General features: G+C 65.8%; 11 protein-coding genes and 2 pseudogenes. 3 read left to right on the forward strand and 10 right to left on the reverse strand.

The genetic code is table 11. The features are described 5' to 3' along the window. Positions 1–211: 211 nt before the first annotated feature. Together AB0H86_RS06220 and AB0H86_RS06225 are read right to left on the reverse strand one after the other, a co-directional pair. Positions 212–526, reverse strand: a complete 315-nt coding sequence (locus AB0H86_RS06220) for a hypothetical protein (protein WP_362433525.1) — start codon at positions 524–526, stop codon at positions 212–214. Between the two features lie 176 nt (positions 527–702). Then, positions 703–825, reverse strand: coding sequence for a hypothetical protein (locus AB0H86_RS06225; protein WP_362433528.1), 123 nt, complete (start codon positions 823–825; stop codon positions 703–705). A gap of 186 nt (positions 826–1,011) precedes the next feature. Here AB0H86_RS06225 and AB0H86_RS06230 point away from each other — a divergent pair, with 186 nt between their 5' ends. Beyond that, complete coding sequence (locus AB0H86_RS06230; protein ID WP_362433728.1) at positions 1,012–1,476, forward strand: tyrosine-type recombinase/integrase; 465 nt, start codon at positions 1,012–1,014, stop codon at positions 1,474–1,476. Between the two features lie 303 nt (positions 1,477–1,779). On the opposite strand, the gene AB0H86_RS06235 is transcribed toward AB0H86_RS06230, so the two are convergent. The 7 genes and pseudogenes from AB0H86_RS06235 to AB0H86_RS06265 all read right to left on the reverse strand — a co-directional run bounded on the left by AB0H86_RS06235 (position 1,780) and on the right by AB0H86_RS06265 (position 12,315). Then, positions 1,780–2,565 (reverse strand): hypothetical protein, encoded by a 786-nt coding sequence (locus AB0H86_RS06235; protein WP_362433530.1) that lies wholly within the window; start codon positions 2,563–2,565, stop codon positions 1,780–1,782. A 69-nt stretch (positions 2,566–2,634) separates the two neighbouring features. Continuing rightward, positions 2,635–3,038 (reverse strand): annotated as a pseudogene (locus AB0H86_RS06240) (arsenate reductase ArsC). Further along, positions 3,031–3,340: pseudogene (locus AB0H86_RS06245) on the reverse strand (arsenical-resistance protein); the annotation flags it as partial. The pseudogenes AB0H86_RS06240 and AB0H86_RS06245, both read right to left, overlap by 8 nt. Positions 3,341–3,826: 486 nt before the next feature. Next, entirely contained in the window at positions 3,827–4,249 is a 423-nt protein-coding gene (locus AB0H86_RS06250; RefSeq protein WP_362433532.1) for a hypothetical protein, read from the reverse strand. 50 nt (positions 4,250–4,299) lie between these two features. Continuing rightward, on the reverse strand, positions 4,300–6,108 hold the full coding sequence (locus AB0H86_RS06255) for a hypothetical protein (protein ID WP_362433535.1): 1,809 nt from the start codon (positions 6,106–6,108) through the stop codon (positions 4,300–4,302). Between the two features lie 763 nt (positions 6,109–6,871). Further along, positions 6,872–7,738 (reverse strand): serine peptidase, encoded by an 867-nt coding sequence (locus AB0H86_RS06260; RefSeq protein ID WP_362433537.1) that lies wholly within the window; start codon positions 7,736–7,738, stop codon positions 6,872–6,874. Further along, a complete protein-coding gene (locus AB0H86_RS06265; RefSeq protein ID WP_362433539.1) occupies positions 7,735–12,315 on the reverse strand; it encodes an AAA family ATPase in 4,581 nt (1,526 codons plus the stop codon). Before AB0H86_RS06265 ends, AB0H86_RS06260 begins: the two co-directional genes overlap by 4 nt. Before the next feature lie 271 nt (positions 12,316–12,586). Here AB0H86_RS06265 and AB0H86_RS06270 point away from each other — a divergent pair, with 271 nt between their 5' ends. Both AB0H86_RS06270 and AB0H86_RS06275 read left to right on the forward strand, forming a co-directional pair. Next, positions 12,587–13,249 carry a DUF317 domain-containing protein gene (locus AB0H86_RS06270; protein ID WP_362433541.1) on the forward strand — a complete coding sequence of 221 codons (663 nt, stop codon included), beginning with the start codon at positions 12,587–12,589 and terminating at the stop codon, positions 13,247–13,249. Between the two features lie 89 nt (positions 13,250–13,338). Then, entirely contained in the window at positions 13,339–13,773 is a 435-nt protein-coding gene (locus AB0H86_RS06275; RefSeq protein WP_362433543.1) for a hypothetical protein, read from the forward strand. Positions 13,774–13,778: 5 nt separating this feature from the next. On the opposite strand, the gene AB0H86_RS06280 is transcribed toward AB0H86_RS06275, so the two are convergent. Beyond that, entirely contained in the window at positions 13,779–14,816 is a 1,038-nt protein-coding gene (locus AB0H86_RS06280) for a serine hydrolase domain-containing protein (RefSeq protein ID WP_362433546.1), read from the reverse strand. Between the last annotated feature and the right edge of the window lie 31 nt (positions 14,817–14,847).

Genomic DNA, 14,847 nt, shown 5'->3' on the forward strand with positions numbered 1-14,847 from the left:
CCGAGGTTCTCCAGCCGGGCAGGGCCTGGACCGGTTGCCCCGTGATCGATGAGACGTCGCCCGAGCGGTTGGAGCGGTCCACAAGACAGAGGCACGCGGCCTGAAGGGCGAAAGGCGGAGCCGACAGCGTTCGTCTGCACTGATGGCGGCAGGGCGATGGCGCATCTGGCGCCCGCATCGAAGGACCGGTCGCGTGCCTGAGCGGGGTGGGTCAGAAGATCGGCGTCTGCGCTTCGATGTCGGTGAGTCCTTCCTCCATGGTCAGCGACGGCAGCACGCGGACGCGGTTCCAGTGAGGGAGGCGAGACTCCACCAGCAAGCGGTCGACATTCTCGACCTTGTCGGACTGTACGACCACGACAATCGTGTGTTCACGGTTGACGAAGGGGCCGGCCACGATCTCGACGCCTGCCTTCTGGGCCAGGTTCGGGATATCAGGGGCGGTCTGCAGCATCAGGTCGCGCGTTGTCGCGTTGGAGGTCGGACAGACTTCCGGAGTGTGGGTCGCGATCAGGACGAAATGCATCTCAAGGTTCCCTTCCACTCGAGGGGCCTTGATCTCAGCCTAGGCCGCCCCGAGGTGCTCCGCGACCGGTGATCCCGGCTCCGGCCAGCGGAGGACAATGGGGTGGCTGACTGCTGTTCCGAGGAAAGGAACAGCCCGGGTTAAAGCCCCGGGCTGATACTTGTCCGGTCTGAACCTCACCAGGGCATGAATCCGGGCTTCTCCTGCGCCAACGAGTGGAGCCGGCTGATGTAGTCCGGCGCGGCCGGTTCTGCGGCGTAGCGGCGCCGCATCTCGGCAGCAAGTTCCCGGCTGGTCATGATGAGCGACGGCACCGATTGGCGATCGCCCTCAAGGACGCGCTCCCCATCGTCAATGCCTGCTCCAGGTCACCGTCACGCGCCGCCGTGACGCCCAGCGTGACGCGGGCTTCAGCGTAAAGACAAGGAGGAGCCGCCGGACCATCGCCCTGCCAAAGCAGGTGGTCGACGTCACTCGAAGAGCATCTGAGGTGGCGGAAGCAGGAGCGCGCGTCGAAGGGGAAGGAGTGGAGCCCGACCGGCCGTGTCCTCACGACCCGTAGCGGCGAACCGCTCGACGCGGCCAACGTCCGACGCGACTTCAAGGCCATCGTGAAGAAGGCGGGCCTGAAGCCGGAGTGGACCCCGAGGGAGTTGCGGCACAGCTTCGTGTCCCTGCTCTCGGATCACGGCATCCCGTTGGAGCGGATCGCGCTGTTGGTCGGTCACAGCAGTCAGGCGACTACGGAAGCGGTCTATCGCAAGCAGCTCCGTCCGGTGATCACGCAGGGAGCTGAAGCGACGGACGACATCTCGCCGAAGATCAGGAAGGGGAGGACGCGGAGGACCAGGAAGAGGGCGACGAAGTGGCTTGATCAAATTCGTTTGGCCCCCTGTTTGGCCCCCGAGCATGAAAGAGGGCCAATCGCGATCATGCGATTGACCCTCTGACCAGCGTCGGGGTGGCGGGATTTGAACCCACGACCTCTTCGTCCCGAATGAGGTTCGGTGAAGATCGCCACCAGGGTTGATGGGTATACGTGCTGGTCAGTGGCCTGTAGTGGGTTGGTCTTGGGTGGTCCCGACGGGCTTCCGAGAGAAGATCATCTCCCAGATTTCTCCCAGGCCACGAGGTCGCCCATGCACCCTTCGGGGTGAAGAAGCGGGTACGGCCGAGCATTTCCCTCGCACATTTGCAGTGAGGCCGCAGCCCGCAATTGGCGCCGGTGGCTCATCGGTGGGGCGGCGGTGGCCTCAGCGTTTGCGCCTTTGGGAGCCGATCCGGGGATGCAGGCTGTATCGGACCCTTGCCGGTCCCTCGCGTTCGCTCCACAGTCGTGAGTCGGACCGCATCAGTGTCCATCCGCTGTCTTCGTAGGGCATGAGCTCTCCGACGCTGAGCTGCCCCAGGAGGTGGGTCAGCTCCTTGGCCATCCGGAGATCGTGCTCACGCTCTCGCGCGTCGGCGTTCGCGTAGCCGTCGGCGCGAGCGGTGAACTCCTCGTAAGTCATCTCGCCGAGGCGGCGCCGATGGGCGATCAGTGCCTCGGCGTCGACGTATGAGTCGGAGTACTCCTTGCCGAATTGGCGCCCGTAGCGCCGTATTCTCTCGCGTTCACGCTCCAGCATCTCAGGGCTGATCTGCCGCTGACGGAAGGTGGCGATGTCGTCGGCGCGCGACAGGAGCCAGGTCAGCGGGGAGGGGCACAGGAAAACTCCCAGCCTGCCGTAACCCTGCCATTGGCATTGCGTGTATCCGACTGCCTGCGCCACCCAGCTGTAGCGCTCGCCGATGCTGGTGTTCGGGGCGAGATTCTTGAACTCCACGCCGAAGGCCGGCTCTTCGTCGTGCCAGCCGTCTGGTTCCCGCGGTCTCAACACCGCGTCTATTCGGGTCTCTTCACCCGTCCAGTAGCGGCCCTGGACCTGCTCCTCGATGTGGAACCACTGCTCCAATTTACCGAGGACGAACGCGGCAAGTGCCTTCTCGTTGGGGAACGTTCCGGGTTCTGGCAGTAACGCCTTCTGTCCGTAGCGCACTCGGTAACTGTACGGCGTTACCTGATCTTTCGACAGGCGGCGTAGCTGCCAACCCCCAGGTGCCGTTCGCTACCGAGGCACAATCTCGTTGATCAGAGCCTCGACGCGCTGCTGGATTTCGTCGCGGATCGGGCGGACGGCCTCGATGCCTTGGCCGGCGGGGTCGTCGAGTTGCCAGTCGAGGTAGGTCTTGCCGGCGAAGATCGGGGCAGGCGTCGCCGCAGCCCATGGTGACGACGTAGTCGGATGCCTGGACGGCTTCGGTGGTCAGCACCCAGGGTGTCGCGGTGGTGATGTCGACTTCGGCCATGGCCTCGACGGCAGCCGGGTTGACGGTCGGCGGGCAGCGGGCCTGCGGAGCGGACCTCGATGCGGTCGCCGGCGAGCTGGGCGAGGAATCCGGCGGCTATCTGGGAACGGCCGGCGTTGTGGACACAGACGAACAGGACCGAGGGTTTGGCGGCGTCAGACACGGGCGGAGCCTTCTTGGGCGGCGGCCGGTGTGGCTGCGGGGACGGGGCGCTGGGGAAGTAGCGGCGGGCGGCGAGTGCCACGTACACGAGGCCGATGAGCACGGGGACCTCGATGAGCGGGCCGACGACTCCGGCCAGGGCCTGGCCGCTGGCCGCGCCGAAGGTGGCGATGGCGACCGCGATGGGGAGCTCGAAGTTGTTGCCCGCGGCCGTGAACGCCGGCGTCGTGGCCTTAGCGGCAGCGTGATCCGGGCGACGTCGAGCGGCTGGGAGGTGATGGCGTCGCTCCGGAGGGCGGACAGTGGCCACCGCAGCCACTCTGGCCTCGTACCTGGAGTTGAGGTAGCGGCTGAGCGACGGCGCTCCCCCCGAATGTCCTGCCATACCGTGGCACGCAGTCAGGTCCTCGCTGAGGGAAGTTGTGAACCGCGCGGGTCTGAAGGAGGCTCCGGCCGGTCCCCGAGCGTTTCACCGGTGAGTCGCGTAGGCCCTTGAGAAGCGCATGGCAACGCCGTTCTTGAGCAGAGGAGGCGGACGGGGCCAGGCTGGATCCTTCGCGGTCGGCGATGTCTTGCAGGGAGACATCGCCTTGACGGTGCCGCGAGAAGCGGACACCGACGCTCGGGCGAGGACCGTAGGACAGATCACCTGTGGATAAATCTCAGACTGAGCGGCCGGAAATAGGCGGTGGGGCCGGGCAGCATGCCTGCTGCCCGGCCCCACCGCCCGGGCCATACAGTGGCTCTCGCATGCCCCTTACCACGGATGCGCTGGCACGAAGCCACAGGTCACAGCTGTGCCTGGCGTTGCCGCGGAATCCAGGGGCCGCGTTCGGGGACCGCTGGCAACTGCTGGTTATCCAACGGGTCCAGTGCTCGACCGGCCCGTCCCTCGCAGCGTCGCACCGCTTGGAGGCCCAACGCGTCAGGCAGTATCACCACCGCGAGATGGGTCCATGTGCTCCCACGGCCGGGATCCTCGCTGAAGTGCTTTCGCATCCGTGGGGCCAGCGCGGCCTGGCTGCGCCGCACACTTCCGACGTAGAGGACCTCTGCCTCGGCAGTGCAGACGACATAGACGGCCGTTCGGATCTGGCTCCACTGGTTCCGGTTGAGTACCTCGCTCATGGGCACCAGTTGTGGGCGCTTCCAGCCACGAACGATCCCGGTGGTGCTTTCGCCGTCACCGACTCCGGAAATCTCGATGCTCATGAGGCAGTCGACGTGATCGGCAAGGGCTTGGTCCAAGCGCACCGGGGACCTCATTCGGCGTCTGTTTCAGGGAACCGGTTACGGTTCATCACGCTATGCAGCATCTTCCACTGCTCCAGCCGCCCGGTAACTTCTTTCAGTTTGGCGACGGAGTCGTGCGGGTCCGCCCAGCCATGGTCTTTGATGTACGGCAGGCCCGCGTTTTGGTCCTTGCGCCGTTCCATCACCTCGATGTTGTACTCAAGGGCAGTGACGCTATCCCTGATGTCGTCCGTGTCCTCAGCCACCTTCGCGAAAGCAGTCGGATTCTCGATTTTTGGCTTCTGCTTCAGGGCCAGGGCGCGGAGCTTTTCACCTGTCAGCTGCTCGTCCTCCGAGACCGCCGACGACATCGCCTTGGCGGTCTGGTGCTCGTCCAGCAGTCGTACGGGTTGTCCCTGGCGGCCGTCGAGGACAGCTTGTACAAGCTGCTCAAGGCCATGAGAGGTGATCGCCAGCTTGCGCATGAGTTCGGCAGGCTCCTGGGCCTCGCCCTTGCCTGCGCCGTGGGAGCTCCGCGCAAGCAGCGGGCCCTCGTTACCCGTGCCGCACGTGAGGTAGAACGCGGCACGAACGATGATCTGAGTGACGGCCGGTCCAATCGTCGGCTTCGTGCCCTTACTGCGTTCCGCGTCGGCGTCCCTCAGTTCGGAGCGGGCATCCTCGATGAGATCTTCGATGGGCCGCAGGTCGACGTCCAGATCACGCAGCTCCTTCATACGCAGTACCCGCTCAAGGGCCGAGCGCCGCCCCTCACGCCCGATGCCGTCGGAGATAGCGCGGCCTACTACGTGTGCGGTCAGTTCAGACCGGGCCTGCGACCGCTCCCGGCCAGCGACGCCTCGCGTCAGCAGGGCAGAGGTGATCACCCGGTCGGGGCCCTTGTTCGGGGTTCGGAGCAGCAAAGAGACGGCCAAGGCGGCGACTTCGTCAGGGCAACGTCCTGCATTTTCTGCGGCTTTGGGATTGTCGATCATCTGACGGACCGTACGAGCGTCGGCGCCAGGGACCGTCGTCAGGTAACCCTTCTGCTCCAGGGCCTCGAGCACGGCCTCCGCGCGCGTCTGCCACTCCGTGTCGGGAGTGAAGGCGGTGGGAGGGTCCAGATGCTGCTGAGCCACCAGCCGTCGCCGCACCTCGGCCATAGAAACGCTTCCGTCGACCGTCAGGACGATCTTTGTGTTGGGCATCACCGCACGCATCAGCCGGAGCTCCTCAAGCCCCTTCAGGTGGGTGTTGCCGGCGCGGACCTTCCCTGCGACGGAAAGCAGATCGGTCCGTCGCTCCTGCAGTGGGTGATCCTTCAGTTCGCGGGCATCCGTGGGCACATTCCGGAGCCACTCCAGAACGTCAGCGGCCGTGATGCCCTCCGACTCCTGGATGAAGTAGGTCCTCCCGTAGCAGTCGGCCGTCTCGAAGCCTCCGATGACCGGCTGCCCAGGCAGACTGATCTGCAGTGGGAAGAGGATGCCGCCAATACGCACGCCGTTCTTGGCGATGTCCTTCCCGTACTTGTTGTTGGCGGCGATCTCCTCGTCGACCTTGCCCAGTTCAGTGAAGAGGAACTGTGTCGCCCCGGCCATGTCCGCGTGTTCGCTCAGGTCGCACAGGCACACCTTGTTGAACGCGGCAGACGTGTACCGCGGCAGGAGGAACTGCCCGTTGTACCGCTTCTCCGTCATGCGGAGGTTCTCCAGCGCCCGGATCAGCGGTGCCATGAGGACATCAAGCATGAGGGTGATGCCGGTGACACCGGGAGCCAGCACTTCACGTCGGGGGCGCTTGAGCTGATCGATCATGGTCTGCGGATCAGCGGCCATCCACGGCGCCGTCGACGCTACTTCGGGGGGTAGCCCCAAATCGATCAACATCCCCCGGATGGCTGAGTACTGCTTCCACGTCAGATTACGGATTTGATCGGCTCGGACGCGGAGCTCATCGGCACGACTGCCCAGATCGGGATCTGCTCCGGCCGCCTCGTTCTCACTAGACGGTGATGGGGGCGGGCTAGCAGCTTCGGCATCGACTACAAGTTGTTCTTCCACCTGACGACCCTTTCGGGCTCAGGGCGTGCGGAACATGCACGCCATACGGCGTGCGATCAACGCACAGGCAGACCAGAAGTCTGACCCCAGCGTTCCCGACCGGACGGAGCAGGATTCTCCTGAACCTGACGGACGGAGCGCGCTCGGAACAACGTGAACGTTTGGCAGCATGGAGGACCATGCTGGTCTCGCTGCCCGTAATTGGCTTTCACGGGCCTACGCGTTCAGTCACCCGGCGAACTATCGCCAACTCAGCACGCTAGCAAGCGAAACTACGCGGCGTGGAGTGATTACAGAAACTGGCCCCGCTGCCGCTGTGCGGCAGGACATGTCCGGGCCGTCGGGATCGAGCCCGTGGCCGAGGACCCTGAAAATCGGCCACGGGATTTGAGATCCCACAGTAGGGCCTTCTTGGCAGTTGTCCTCTGACATCCAATCCAGTCGTTTGACAGCGAACCTAGTCGTGGGAGGCAAGCTCCTGCATGCGGGGGCGTTGCCTGCGAGGCTAGATCGTTGAAGGCGCAGACCGACGAGAGTCTCAGGCGATCTGGTCCGGGGTTGTCGGGTTGAGGACGAAGGGCGTAATCGCTGCAGCGGTGAGTGGGGAGGACAAGTACGCTCCGAGGGTGTGGAAGTCGATACGGCCAATCGGGGTGTCGGCGTGCTGGTCAACGGGGAATCGGTCGCCAAGCCGACGGGGAATCGCCACAAGGTCACCTGTGTCGGCGAGGTTCACCCAGTAGCGGACCCCGGCAGGTCGGGCACCCCGCTCGGCGATGGGTGCGGGCACCAGGTGATCAAAAATCCCGCCTGGCAGGCCAAGGGGAGAGCCCAGGGTTACGAAGCAGTCCACGGTCAGTTCCGGGTGAGCATGGAGGGCCTCGTACGCGACGACGGAGCCGAGGGAGTGCGCCAGCACCACGCGGGGGCGCACGCGCCGGATCGACTCGGCCACGGCGGATCGGGCGGCAGCCCGTACCTGCGGAACGTGGAGGTAGCGGCGGACCTCGCCCGCCAGCTGGACGGCCAGCCGGATGACCGTCCCGATGGGGATGTTGCGGCGTCGGGAAACCCAGGACAGGACCTGCCGCAGCGGTGCAGTAATCAGTCCCTGCCGTTCCTGGAGGGTGGGTGAACCCAGGGCCAGCGCCCAGGCGATGACCACGGACTGTTCTCGTTCGTCGATGGCAAGTACATCCGGCACGACAGCCTGTCGCTCCGCGGCGTGGGTGTGGTGAGCGTAGTACGCGACGTGCAGGGCAGGGAGTTGGTGGGCGCCCAGTCCGGCAGCCGTGAAGCCATGCTGAAGTTTGGGCTGCCACTGCCCTGCTAGTTCGGTGGCAGCTTGTTCCGGCGAGCGGCCGCTCAGGTGGTTGCCGATGCCGTGCACTGCGACGATCGTCACTGCTCTGGTCCTTCCTCCAAGTGACAATGGACGGAGTACGCCGGGAATCGCCACGGGCCGCCGGTGGTCACGCCGTCGACCTTGCTGATCTCGTACTCGTGTGCCTCCAGCCGTACGACCTCAAATCCGTCGGGGGCCAGTACGTCGACGAGAGCATCGTGGAGTTGGGCAGTCGTCGCAGTGATGGGGCGGGTGTAGACCAGGTCGGAGGAAGGCGGCAGCCCTCTCTCCCATTCGTCGGCGGTGTGCAACTCCCACCCGTTTGCGCGGGCATCGCCACATAGCAGTTCGCCCGGCAACCAAGCCAGGACGTGGGTGACGTGGACGGTCGGCCGCGTCGGATGGAGCGACGGCTCCGTTGCGGAACAGGCCCAGCCGAGGGCCGTGACATGGCCGACCTCGCTGCCTACCAGCACGCCGTTCTCGTAGGGGGCGATCGTGTGTACTTGATCCGGTACCGGGGCCGGCGGTCCGAGTGGATCGCCGGATTCGGCATCCCATGCCTGGACCTCTGCCTCGCTGACAGCGGCCACGAGTACCGGCTTGCCGTTTACTTGGCTGACAGTCATCACCCGAGGGCCGGCCACGGGGACGGAACCCACGAGCGAGGCGGTCACAAGGTCCCAGATCCGCACCTGATCGTCATCCGACGATTGCTCGGCAGCGAACAGGCGTCCGCCCTGCATCGCGATCGCTCCGATCCGGTCCAGCGTGATCGATTGCCGCAGGGTGCTGTCAGCCAGGGACCAGAGACAGACCCTGTGTTCGTTGTGGACGCTGATGAGGAGCGACTCGCTGCCGACGGTGCCTGCGACCAGCTCTGTGACCGGCCCCTCCATGCTGGCGAGGAGATGGGAAGGCGACTTCTTGATCGTGTCCCAGACATGGATACCGCCGTCGGCACCGCCGACCACGGCCCACACCGAATCGCCGTGCGGCACAGCGGCCAACGCGGTGGCCGGGGCGGGGAGGCGGACCGTCGACTCCAGGGCATCCTCACGGACATTCCAGGTGTCGAGCTCATTCTCCGTGGTCACCGTGACGACGTAGGACGCGTCGCTGGCCGTCACGGTGGTGGCATGGCTGAGCCCGCCCAGGCCAGTCAATTCGCGATCCTCGGCGCCGGTGTTCAGGTCCCAAGCCTTGACCGTGCCGGAGACGAGTTCGGCGCTGAGGGCGAGCTCCGAGCCGCCGAGGCGGAGGGTGCCGAGCATTGTGGCGGGGTGCCAGTGGTTTTGGCCGTGACCGAACCGTGGGCAAACGTCGAGGTCCCACACCCGCATGTTGCCGTCGCGATGGGCGGTCAGCGCGAGCTGAAAGCGGTCGACGCGGCGGATATCCCCTAGCGCGAGCCTTCTGTCCTCTGGGCCTGTGACGACCTGGACGGTGTCACCGTTCGCCCGGACCTCGTACATGTTGGGGGTATAGGCGACGAGGGAGAACAGCGGGGCCAGCGCGTTGGTGTGCTGGATCCGCACTGCTTGGAGCCCGCCGGCCGATGTGAGGCAGACGGGCCGCCCGTCCAGTTTGCGCAGCACCCTCGGTCCGTCGTCTTGAGGTTCGGCGCAAACATAGTGGATCGCGAGGGAGCCGTCCGCGGACTCCACTCCGAGTAGCGAGCAGATGGTGGTGTCCCCGGCGTTGACGGTGTCGAGGGTTTTGCCGAACGACTCATCCAGCAGGCCGATCCGGCTGATGTCGCCATTGACCCGACCAACTACAAGGACGGTTTCATCCCCAGTGTCGGCGACCGCCAGGGCCGAGACCCCCGCGCCGTTGAGGTGCGCGTCGGCAACGATCGCACCCGTGGCGAGATCGTGCAGCCGCAGAACGTTCTGGTCAGTCACCAAGGCGATGACCACCCGCTCCTCCAGATCCACGATCACCATGTGAGTGATGGCATCTCTGTCTGTCCGGAGTGTCGAGGAATACCGGAGGACCGCGCCGGTTCGGTTCGGTGTGATGTCCCACGCTTGGAGGCAGCCGTCGTTGCCGCCGAACACAGCGAGGAGCCGTCGACCGACAGCTCCCAGGGCAAGGGCTGACACTGTGGTGCCCAACTCGTCCTTGGTGATGACGTGCAGCAGAGACTCCTCAGGCAAGCCCGTACTCCAGCGCGTGCAGAGCGCAGCTTGTTCGTCTTGGAGATGGCGCGCCAGTCCGGCCGCCCGGTAGGTCACAAGGCTCTGCTGAAGCCTCGCACGCCGTGTCTCCAGCAATCCGTCCTGCCCGAAGAGGCTGCCACGACCGAATGCCTTCTGGTACGCGGCTCCGGCCCGCCGCGCCGTGGGGGTTTTCGTCCTGTGAACGGCTTCCCAGATGCTGTTGCGGTCGGCGCGGACTAGGTACTCCGGGTCCAGGAACAACTGATCGACCGCGGATCCGCCCGGCACAGCGACGGCATGCTCCATAAGGTGTCGAAGCAGATACGGTGCAGCGAGGTCCCACCGAGGTCCCTCAGCGGCCCACCGTCCGGGGACGGCAGAAAATAGCTCGTAGAAGAGCTTGTCGGCGAGGCCGTCGAGTTCGGCCCCGGCGTCACGGAAGTGTTCGGTGATCGTCTCGTGGAAGAACCGGTAGAGCTGACGTCCGTCCGAGTCGATGTTCGTCCGCAGATAGAAGCGGGCGGTAGCCAGCTTCTCGCGGGCTTCGCCCGGGGCCAGCGGGCGGAGCCCCTGACCTGCGGCCATGGCGGCAGCGGTGGCCGCTGCCGCCACGAGCTCCAGTGGCATACCCTGACCCCGAGCTTGTGCCAACCCCACCATCACGTGCCGCATCCACGGGTCGTCGTCCAGCGTGGTCCGCAAATGCAGTTCGAGCAGGTGCGGCAGACTCTGCGGCAGCCGGGCGACCGCATCGGCAGGTTTCAGTGGTACGCCGGTCCGCAGGAAGTCGGCGAAGAGCGCTGCGACGAGGAAGGTGCTGCGATCGCGGCTATGAGCGATCGTGGTGGCAACCGCACGGGCTACGGACTCGCGGAGGGCCTGGTCGCTGTAGCCGGGTGCGCTGTACAGGATGTCGGCGATGTAGGTCGTGAGGTCGTTCGCAAGGTCCTCGACACTGGAAGAGGTGTCCAGGTTAAGCACCATCCCGCGGGCACCGGGTGCTTCCCAGAACCGGTGGCCGTCCGTCTGCGGCGGGCGCATTCCCACGAGCGCGCGGAAGGCGGGGCGGCCGTCGGAGCGGAGCGTGCGCAGTAGCTCGGGTAGCAGATTGCGGACGATACGGTCGCTCTCCAGGGCTTCGTCAATGGCATCGAGGATGAGTATCACCGGTTCTGACAGATCCTGGGCGATGCGTTTGAGCTGCTTCAGAGCTTGCTCACTGCTAGCGGCGGCCGACTCCGTGTCCTCGGGAGTCAGTTGCGCCATGATCGAAGCGATCACCTCGTCCCTGCTCCGGTGCCTGGCATGGACCGCGACAAGAGTCGGGTACCGACGCTCCGGACGGTACTGAGCAGGAATGCGGCCAACCAGCCCAGCACTCAGCTCGGCGAGCTGGTTGTGCGACAGGAAGACGGTTACCCCCAGCAGCGCCGACTTTCCGGCCCCAGGGCTTCCGGTGACCAGCAACAGGGTGTCGTCGCTCGCCAACCAGGAGCGAATCTGGCTCAGCTCACGGGTTCGCCCAGTAAAGAGGCAGGCCATGATCGCAGCGGCGTCGTCCAGGCGGCCGGACGCCCGGGTGAGAAAGTGGACTGGGTCCAGACCCGGGTCGAACTCGGCCGCCAGTTCCCGAACTGCAAATCGCAGTCGGCTCCGAAGTCGCTGCCAGCCGTCAGTGCTAAACGCCGGGTTGGCGAAGAACTCCGGTACCGGCAACGAGGCGGCTCGGCGCGGCGAGTGCACCACGGTCTGCGGATACCCCTCGCCGAGGCGGACCAACTCCCGTGCGATCTCGTCGGCGACAGCCTCCACCGGCACGTGGGACAGAGCCGGAGAAATGTCCCAGTGCCCCAAGCGGAGCCGCTCCAGGGCTTGGGCCGTGGCCTTGGTGAACCGTGCGTCATAGGCGCTCTCGTCCGCCGTACAGGCCGCAATCACCCAGGTCCTTCGGTCGCCCTCGGGAACGTCCTGGAACAGCTGGTAGTCCGTCGCGGCCCCTGCACCGCAAACATCGAGCAGGAACAGGACGGGAGACTGGTTGGAACCATGCTCGACTTCGTTCAGCCATCGACCGACATCGATCGCTGACTCCGGGAGGTCGTTCGGACGGCTGTCGTGTACGGGCAGGTACAAGACGCGGCCACGAAGGGCCCCGTGACCGGCAAAGTGAACGATACGCGGCCCGCCCGCCGAATCGTGCCGCAGTTGCCGCCAGCTCTCCTCAATGCTGACGCGGTTCGCGTCGATCACCGGTTCACCGACGTTCAGTCCGTCGAAGCGTGAAAGCACCACGGCGAGTTCACGCACTTGCGGTTGAACCGACGGCAGCGGACGCAACCCCTCCGACACTGGGTTCCACTCGCCGTCGACCACGCTCTCAAAGGTCCCAACCCCGAGCAGAAGTGCTCGAACCATCATCCCCCCGTGCCCGTACGCTTCGGTCTCCAGGCTATCGGGATCGAGGCTGGTCACCCCTCACGACTAGATTCACTGTCAGAAGAAGCCCAGACGACTGCGTTTGCTGTCAAACGCCTCGATTGGATGACGAAGGACAGCAGTTCGCCGGGGGCAGACAGAGCAAGCCTCGAAGGGACTGGTGCGCTGCCCGAAGGCATGTCAACCTACAACGTCCTGCTGGAAGATCGACTCCCTCGCCCTGGAGACGCCACTGAGCTCGCACCATCCCATTGATCCCCTGCACCCCGAGGCGAAAGACCCGGTGTACTGGGTCACCCCACGTCATTTGGCCGGCGACGACGGCGCGCTCGCCGAACGCGTCGGTGAGACGCTGAGCCGCCTCGGCTGGCGGATGTGGCCCACCGCCCGCAACACCGTGCTGTATGTGAGCCCCGACGGGCTGTACGGCGCCGAGTGGATCCTTGCGGCCTACCCCTTTGAACTGGGAGGACTCCCTGTCGCATGGCAGCTGAGCGCTCGGGCACATCCCGTCTCCGCGATGACAGAGTGGAACGCCTACTTCACCACCGGCGTCCCGCACGAAGCTCTCACCGATCTCCTCGTCGAGTTCGGCGCTCGCAAGACCCACAGCGTGAGTGCCAGCGGGCCCCCGAAGGTCCTCGGCGCGCTGAGCGCCAAGGGCTGGATCCGCGATATGGATCGGCCTCAGACCACCGCGACTGACGCCGCCTTCACGTGCAGCGTCTCCTTGGAGCTGCTGCCGCCGCTGATTCAGGATGCTGATCCACGGCCTGATCAACTCGGTTGGCAGGCATGGGCGGAGCCCATGCTCGGTGCCCCCTACCTGTGGTGCGCGACCTTCAGCCCCAGCGTCCCTCATGACCTGGTCGCTGCGTTTGCCTCCTCGCTCGGGTCGCCGGCCCCAGTGCCCCGGCGCTCCTTGCCCAAGAGCAGCGAGGGCCGTCTCACCGTCGTGCGTAGCAGCTGACGCGCGCAGATTTGCAGGAGCTTGTGCCGTACCGCGCCGTTCCTGAGCGGCGCGGTACGCCGAGCCTGCCGACAGAGAGGAGAACCCGCATGTTCCGACGACGTGCTCGTGCCGACCGTGAGTTCCGTGAAGCACAGCGGGCTGGCCAAGTGCTCTTGGCGTTGCATACCGAATGGCCCCTGCCCGACCCTCCACGTCCGGCGGCTGCTCCAGAAGCGCCGGCACACCCTGATTTCCTGCCGTCGGACTTCCGGGCGCCGTCGCGGCAGGACGTGGAAGGTTTCATGATGCGCTGGGAGCGGCCCCTCGTCATCGATGGCGACGTTCACGCGTGCCCGACGTGCGCCGAGTACCGCGACTGGATCGTCCTCTGCATGCGCGATGACTCGGTGTGGCTGCGCTGCAGGGCTGGTCACCAGGTGCGGGAACCGCGCCTCGATGCGGCCTGGTACAACCGCAACTCCGGTCCTGCCGACTGCTTCCATCCCACCCTGGAAGACGGTCTGCTCCACCTCGGGCACTGACTGCTTCAGGCGAACGCGAGGGCCCGGAAGGCGTTGCGGACATCGGTCAAGGGCTGCCGATCGCGGGTGTAGTAGAGCTTGTTCGTCAACAGCACTGCCCATCGGCCTTGTTGGGGTGAGATCCACATGCCGGTGCCGGTGAAGCCGTAGTGGACCCAGATGTCGTCGCCGGAGTCGCTGCCAGGGGCTGGGTGCCAGAACAGGCCACGTACCGGCTCCAGGTCGCCGGTCTGGATGGTCAGCGACTCCTTGGTCCAGTCGGGGCCGAATCCGGCTTGGTCCAGGGCGGCGGCGAGCATGTGGCGCAGGAAAATTCCGAGGTCGTCGAGGACGGTGAAGGCGCCCGCGATGCCGCAAACCCCGCCTAGGAGCCGGGCGGAGAAGTCGTGGGCGACGCCCTTGAGGTGCCTGCCGGTGTCCTGGTCGAGTTCGGTTGGTGCGCAGCGTGCAGTGACCTCGGCGGGCAGTGGTCCGAAGCACGTGTTGGCCATGCCCAGTGGCTGCCAGGCCCGGCGTGTGACTAGCTGGTCGAGCCGTTGTCCGGAGAGGTGCTCGGCCAGGTATCCGAGGATGAGGGCGGCCCGGTCGGTGTACTCGACGGCCTCGCCTGGTGGCCGGTGCAGGGCCTCGTGCAGGACTCCGTCGCGGATGTCCTGTGGGTCGATGCCGTACAGATTCTTGAGCTGGGCTCGCAGCGGTAGACCGGCGGTGTGGGTCAGGAGGTTGCGGGCGGTCACGGCTTCCAGCGGGTGTCCGTCGGCCTCTGGCCAGAAGGTGCCGAGCGGTGCGTCGAGGTCGAGCTTGCCCTCTTCCCACAGCGCCCCGATCGAAGCCCAGACGGCGAGGATCTTGGTAAGGCTGGCGGCGTCGAAGACGGTGTCGAGTCGCATCGGCACGTCCGGTTCGACGGGGTCGAGGGCTCCGGCGACGCCTTGGGAGCCGGTGACGTGGGCGTCACCGACCGCCCACACGGCACCTGGATAGACCTTGTCCCGGACGCCTTCGCTCAGGAGCTGTTCGATGCGGTCGGTGCGGTACGTCATGGTCTCCCTGTTCGCAATCGGTGTCCCGCCG

Origin of the sequence: Streptomyces sp. NPDC050997, from assembly GCF_040660135.1 — a bacterium.
Taxonomy (GTDB): Bacteria; Actinomycetota; Actinomycetes; order Streptomycetales; family Streptomycetaceae; genus Streptomyces.

Bases quoted from the DNA above. Each gene is read 5' to 3' on its own strand.
- AB0H86_RS06220 (WP_362433525.1), bottom strand. From the start codon at position 526: ATGCATTTCGTCCTGATCGCGACCCACACTCCGGAAGTCTGTCCGACC.
- AB0H86_RS06255 (WP_362433535.1), bottom strand. From the start codon at position 6,108: ATGGCCGCTGATCCGCAGACCATGATCGATCAGCTCAAGCGCCCCCGA.
- AB0H86_RS06275 (WP_362433543.1), top strand. From the start codon at position 13,339: ATGTTCCGACGACGTGCTCGTGCCGACCGTGAGTTCCGTGAAGCACAG.
- AB0H86_RS06250 (WP_362433532.1), bottom strand. From the start codon at position 4,249: ATGAGCATCGAGATTTCCGGAGTCGGTGACGGCGAAAGCACCACCGGG.
- AB0H86_RS06225 (WP_362433528.1), bottom strand. From the start codon at position 825: ATGACCAGCCGGGAACTTGCTGCCGAGATGCGGCGCCGCTACGCCGCA.
- AB0H86_RS06280 (WP_362433546.1), bottom strand. From the start codon at position 14,816: ATGACGTACCGCACCGACCGCATCGAACAGCTCCTGAGCGAAGGCGTC.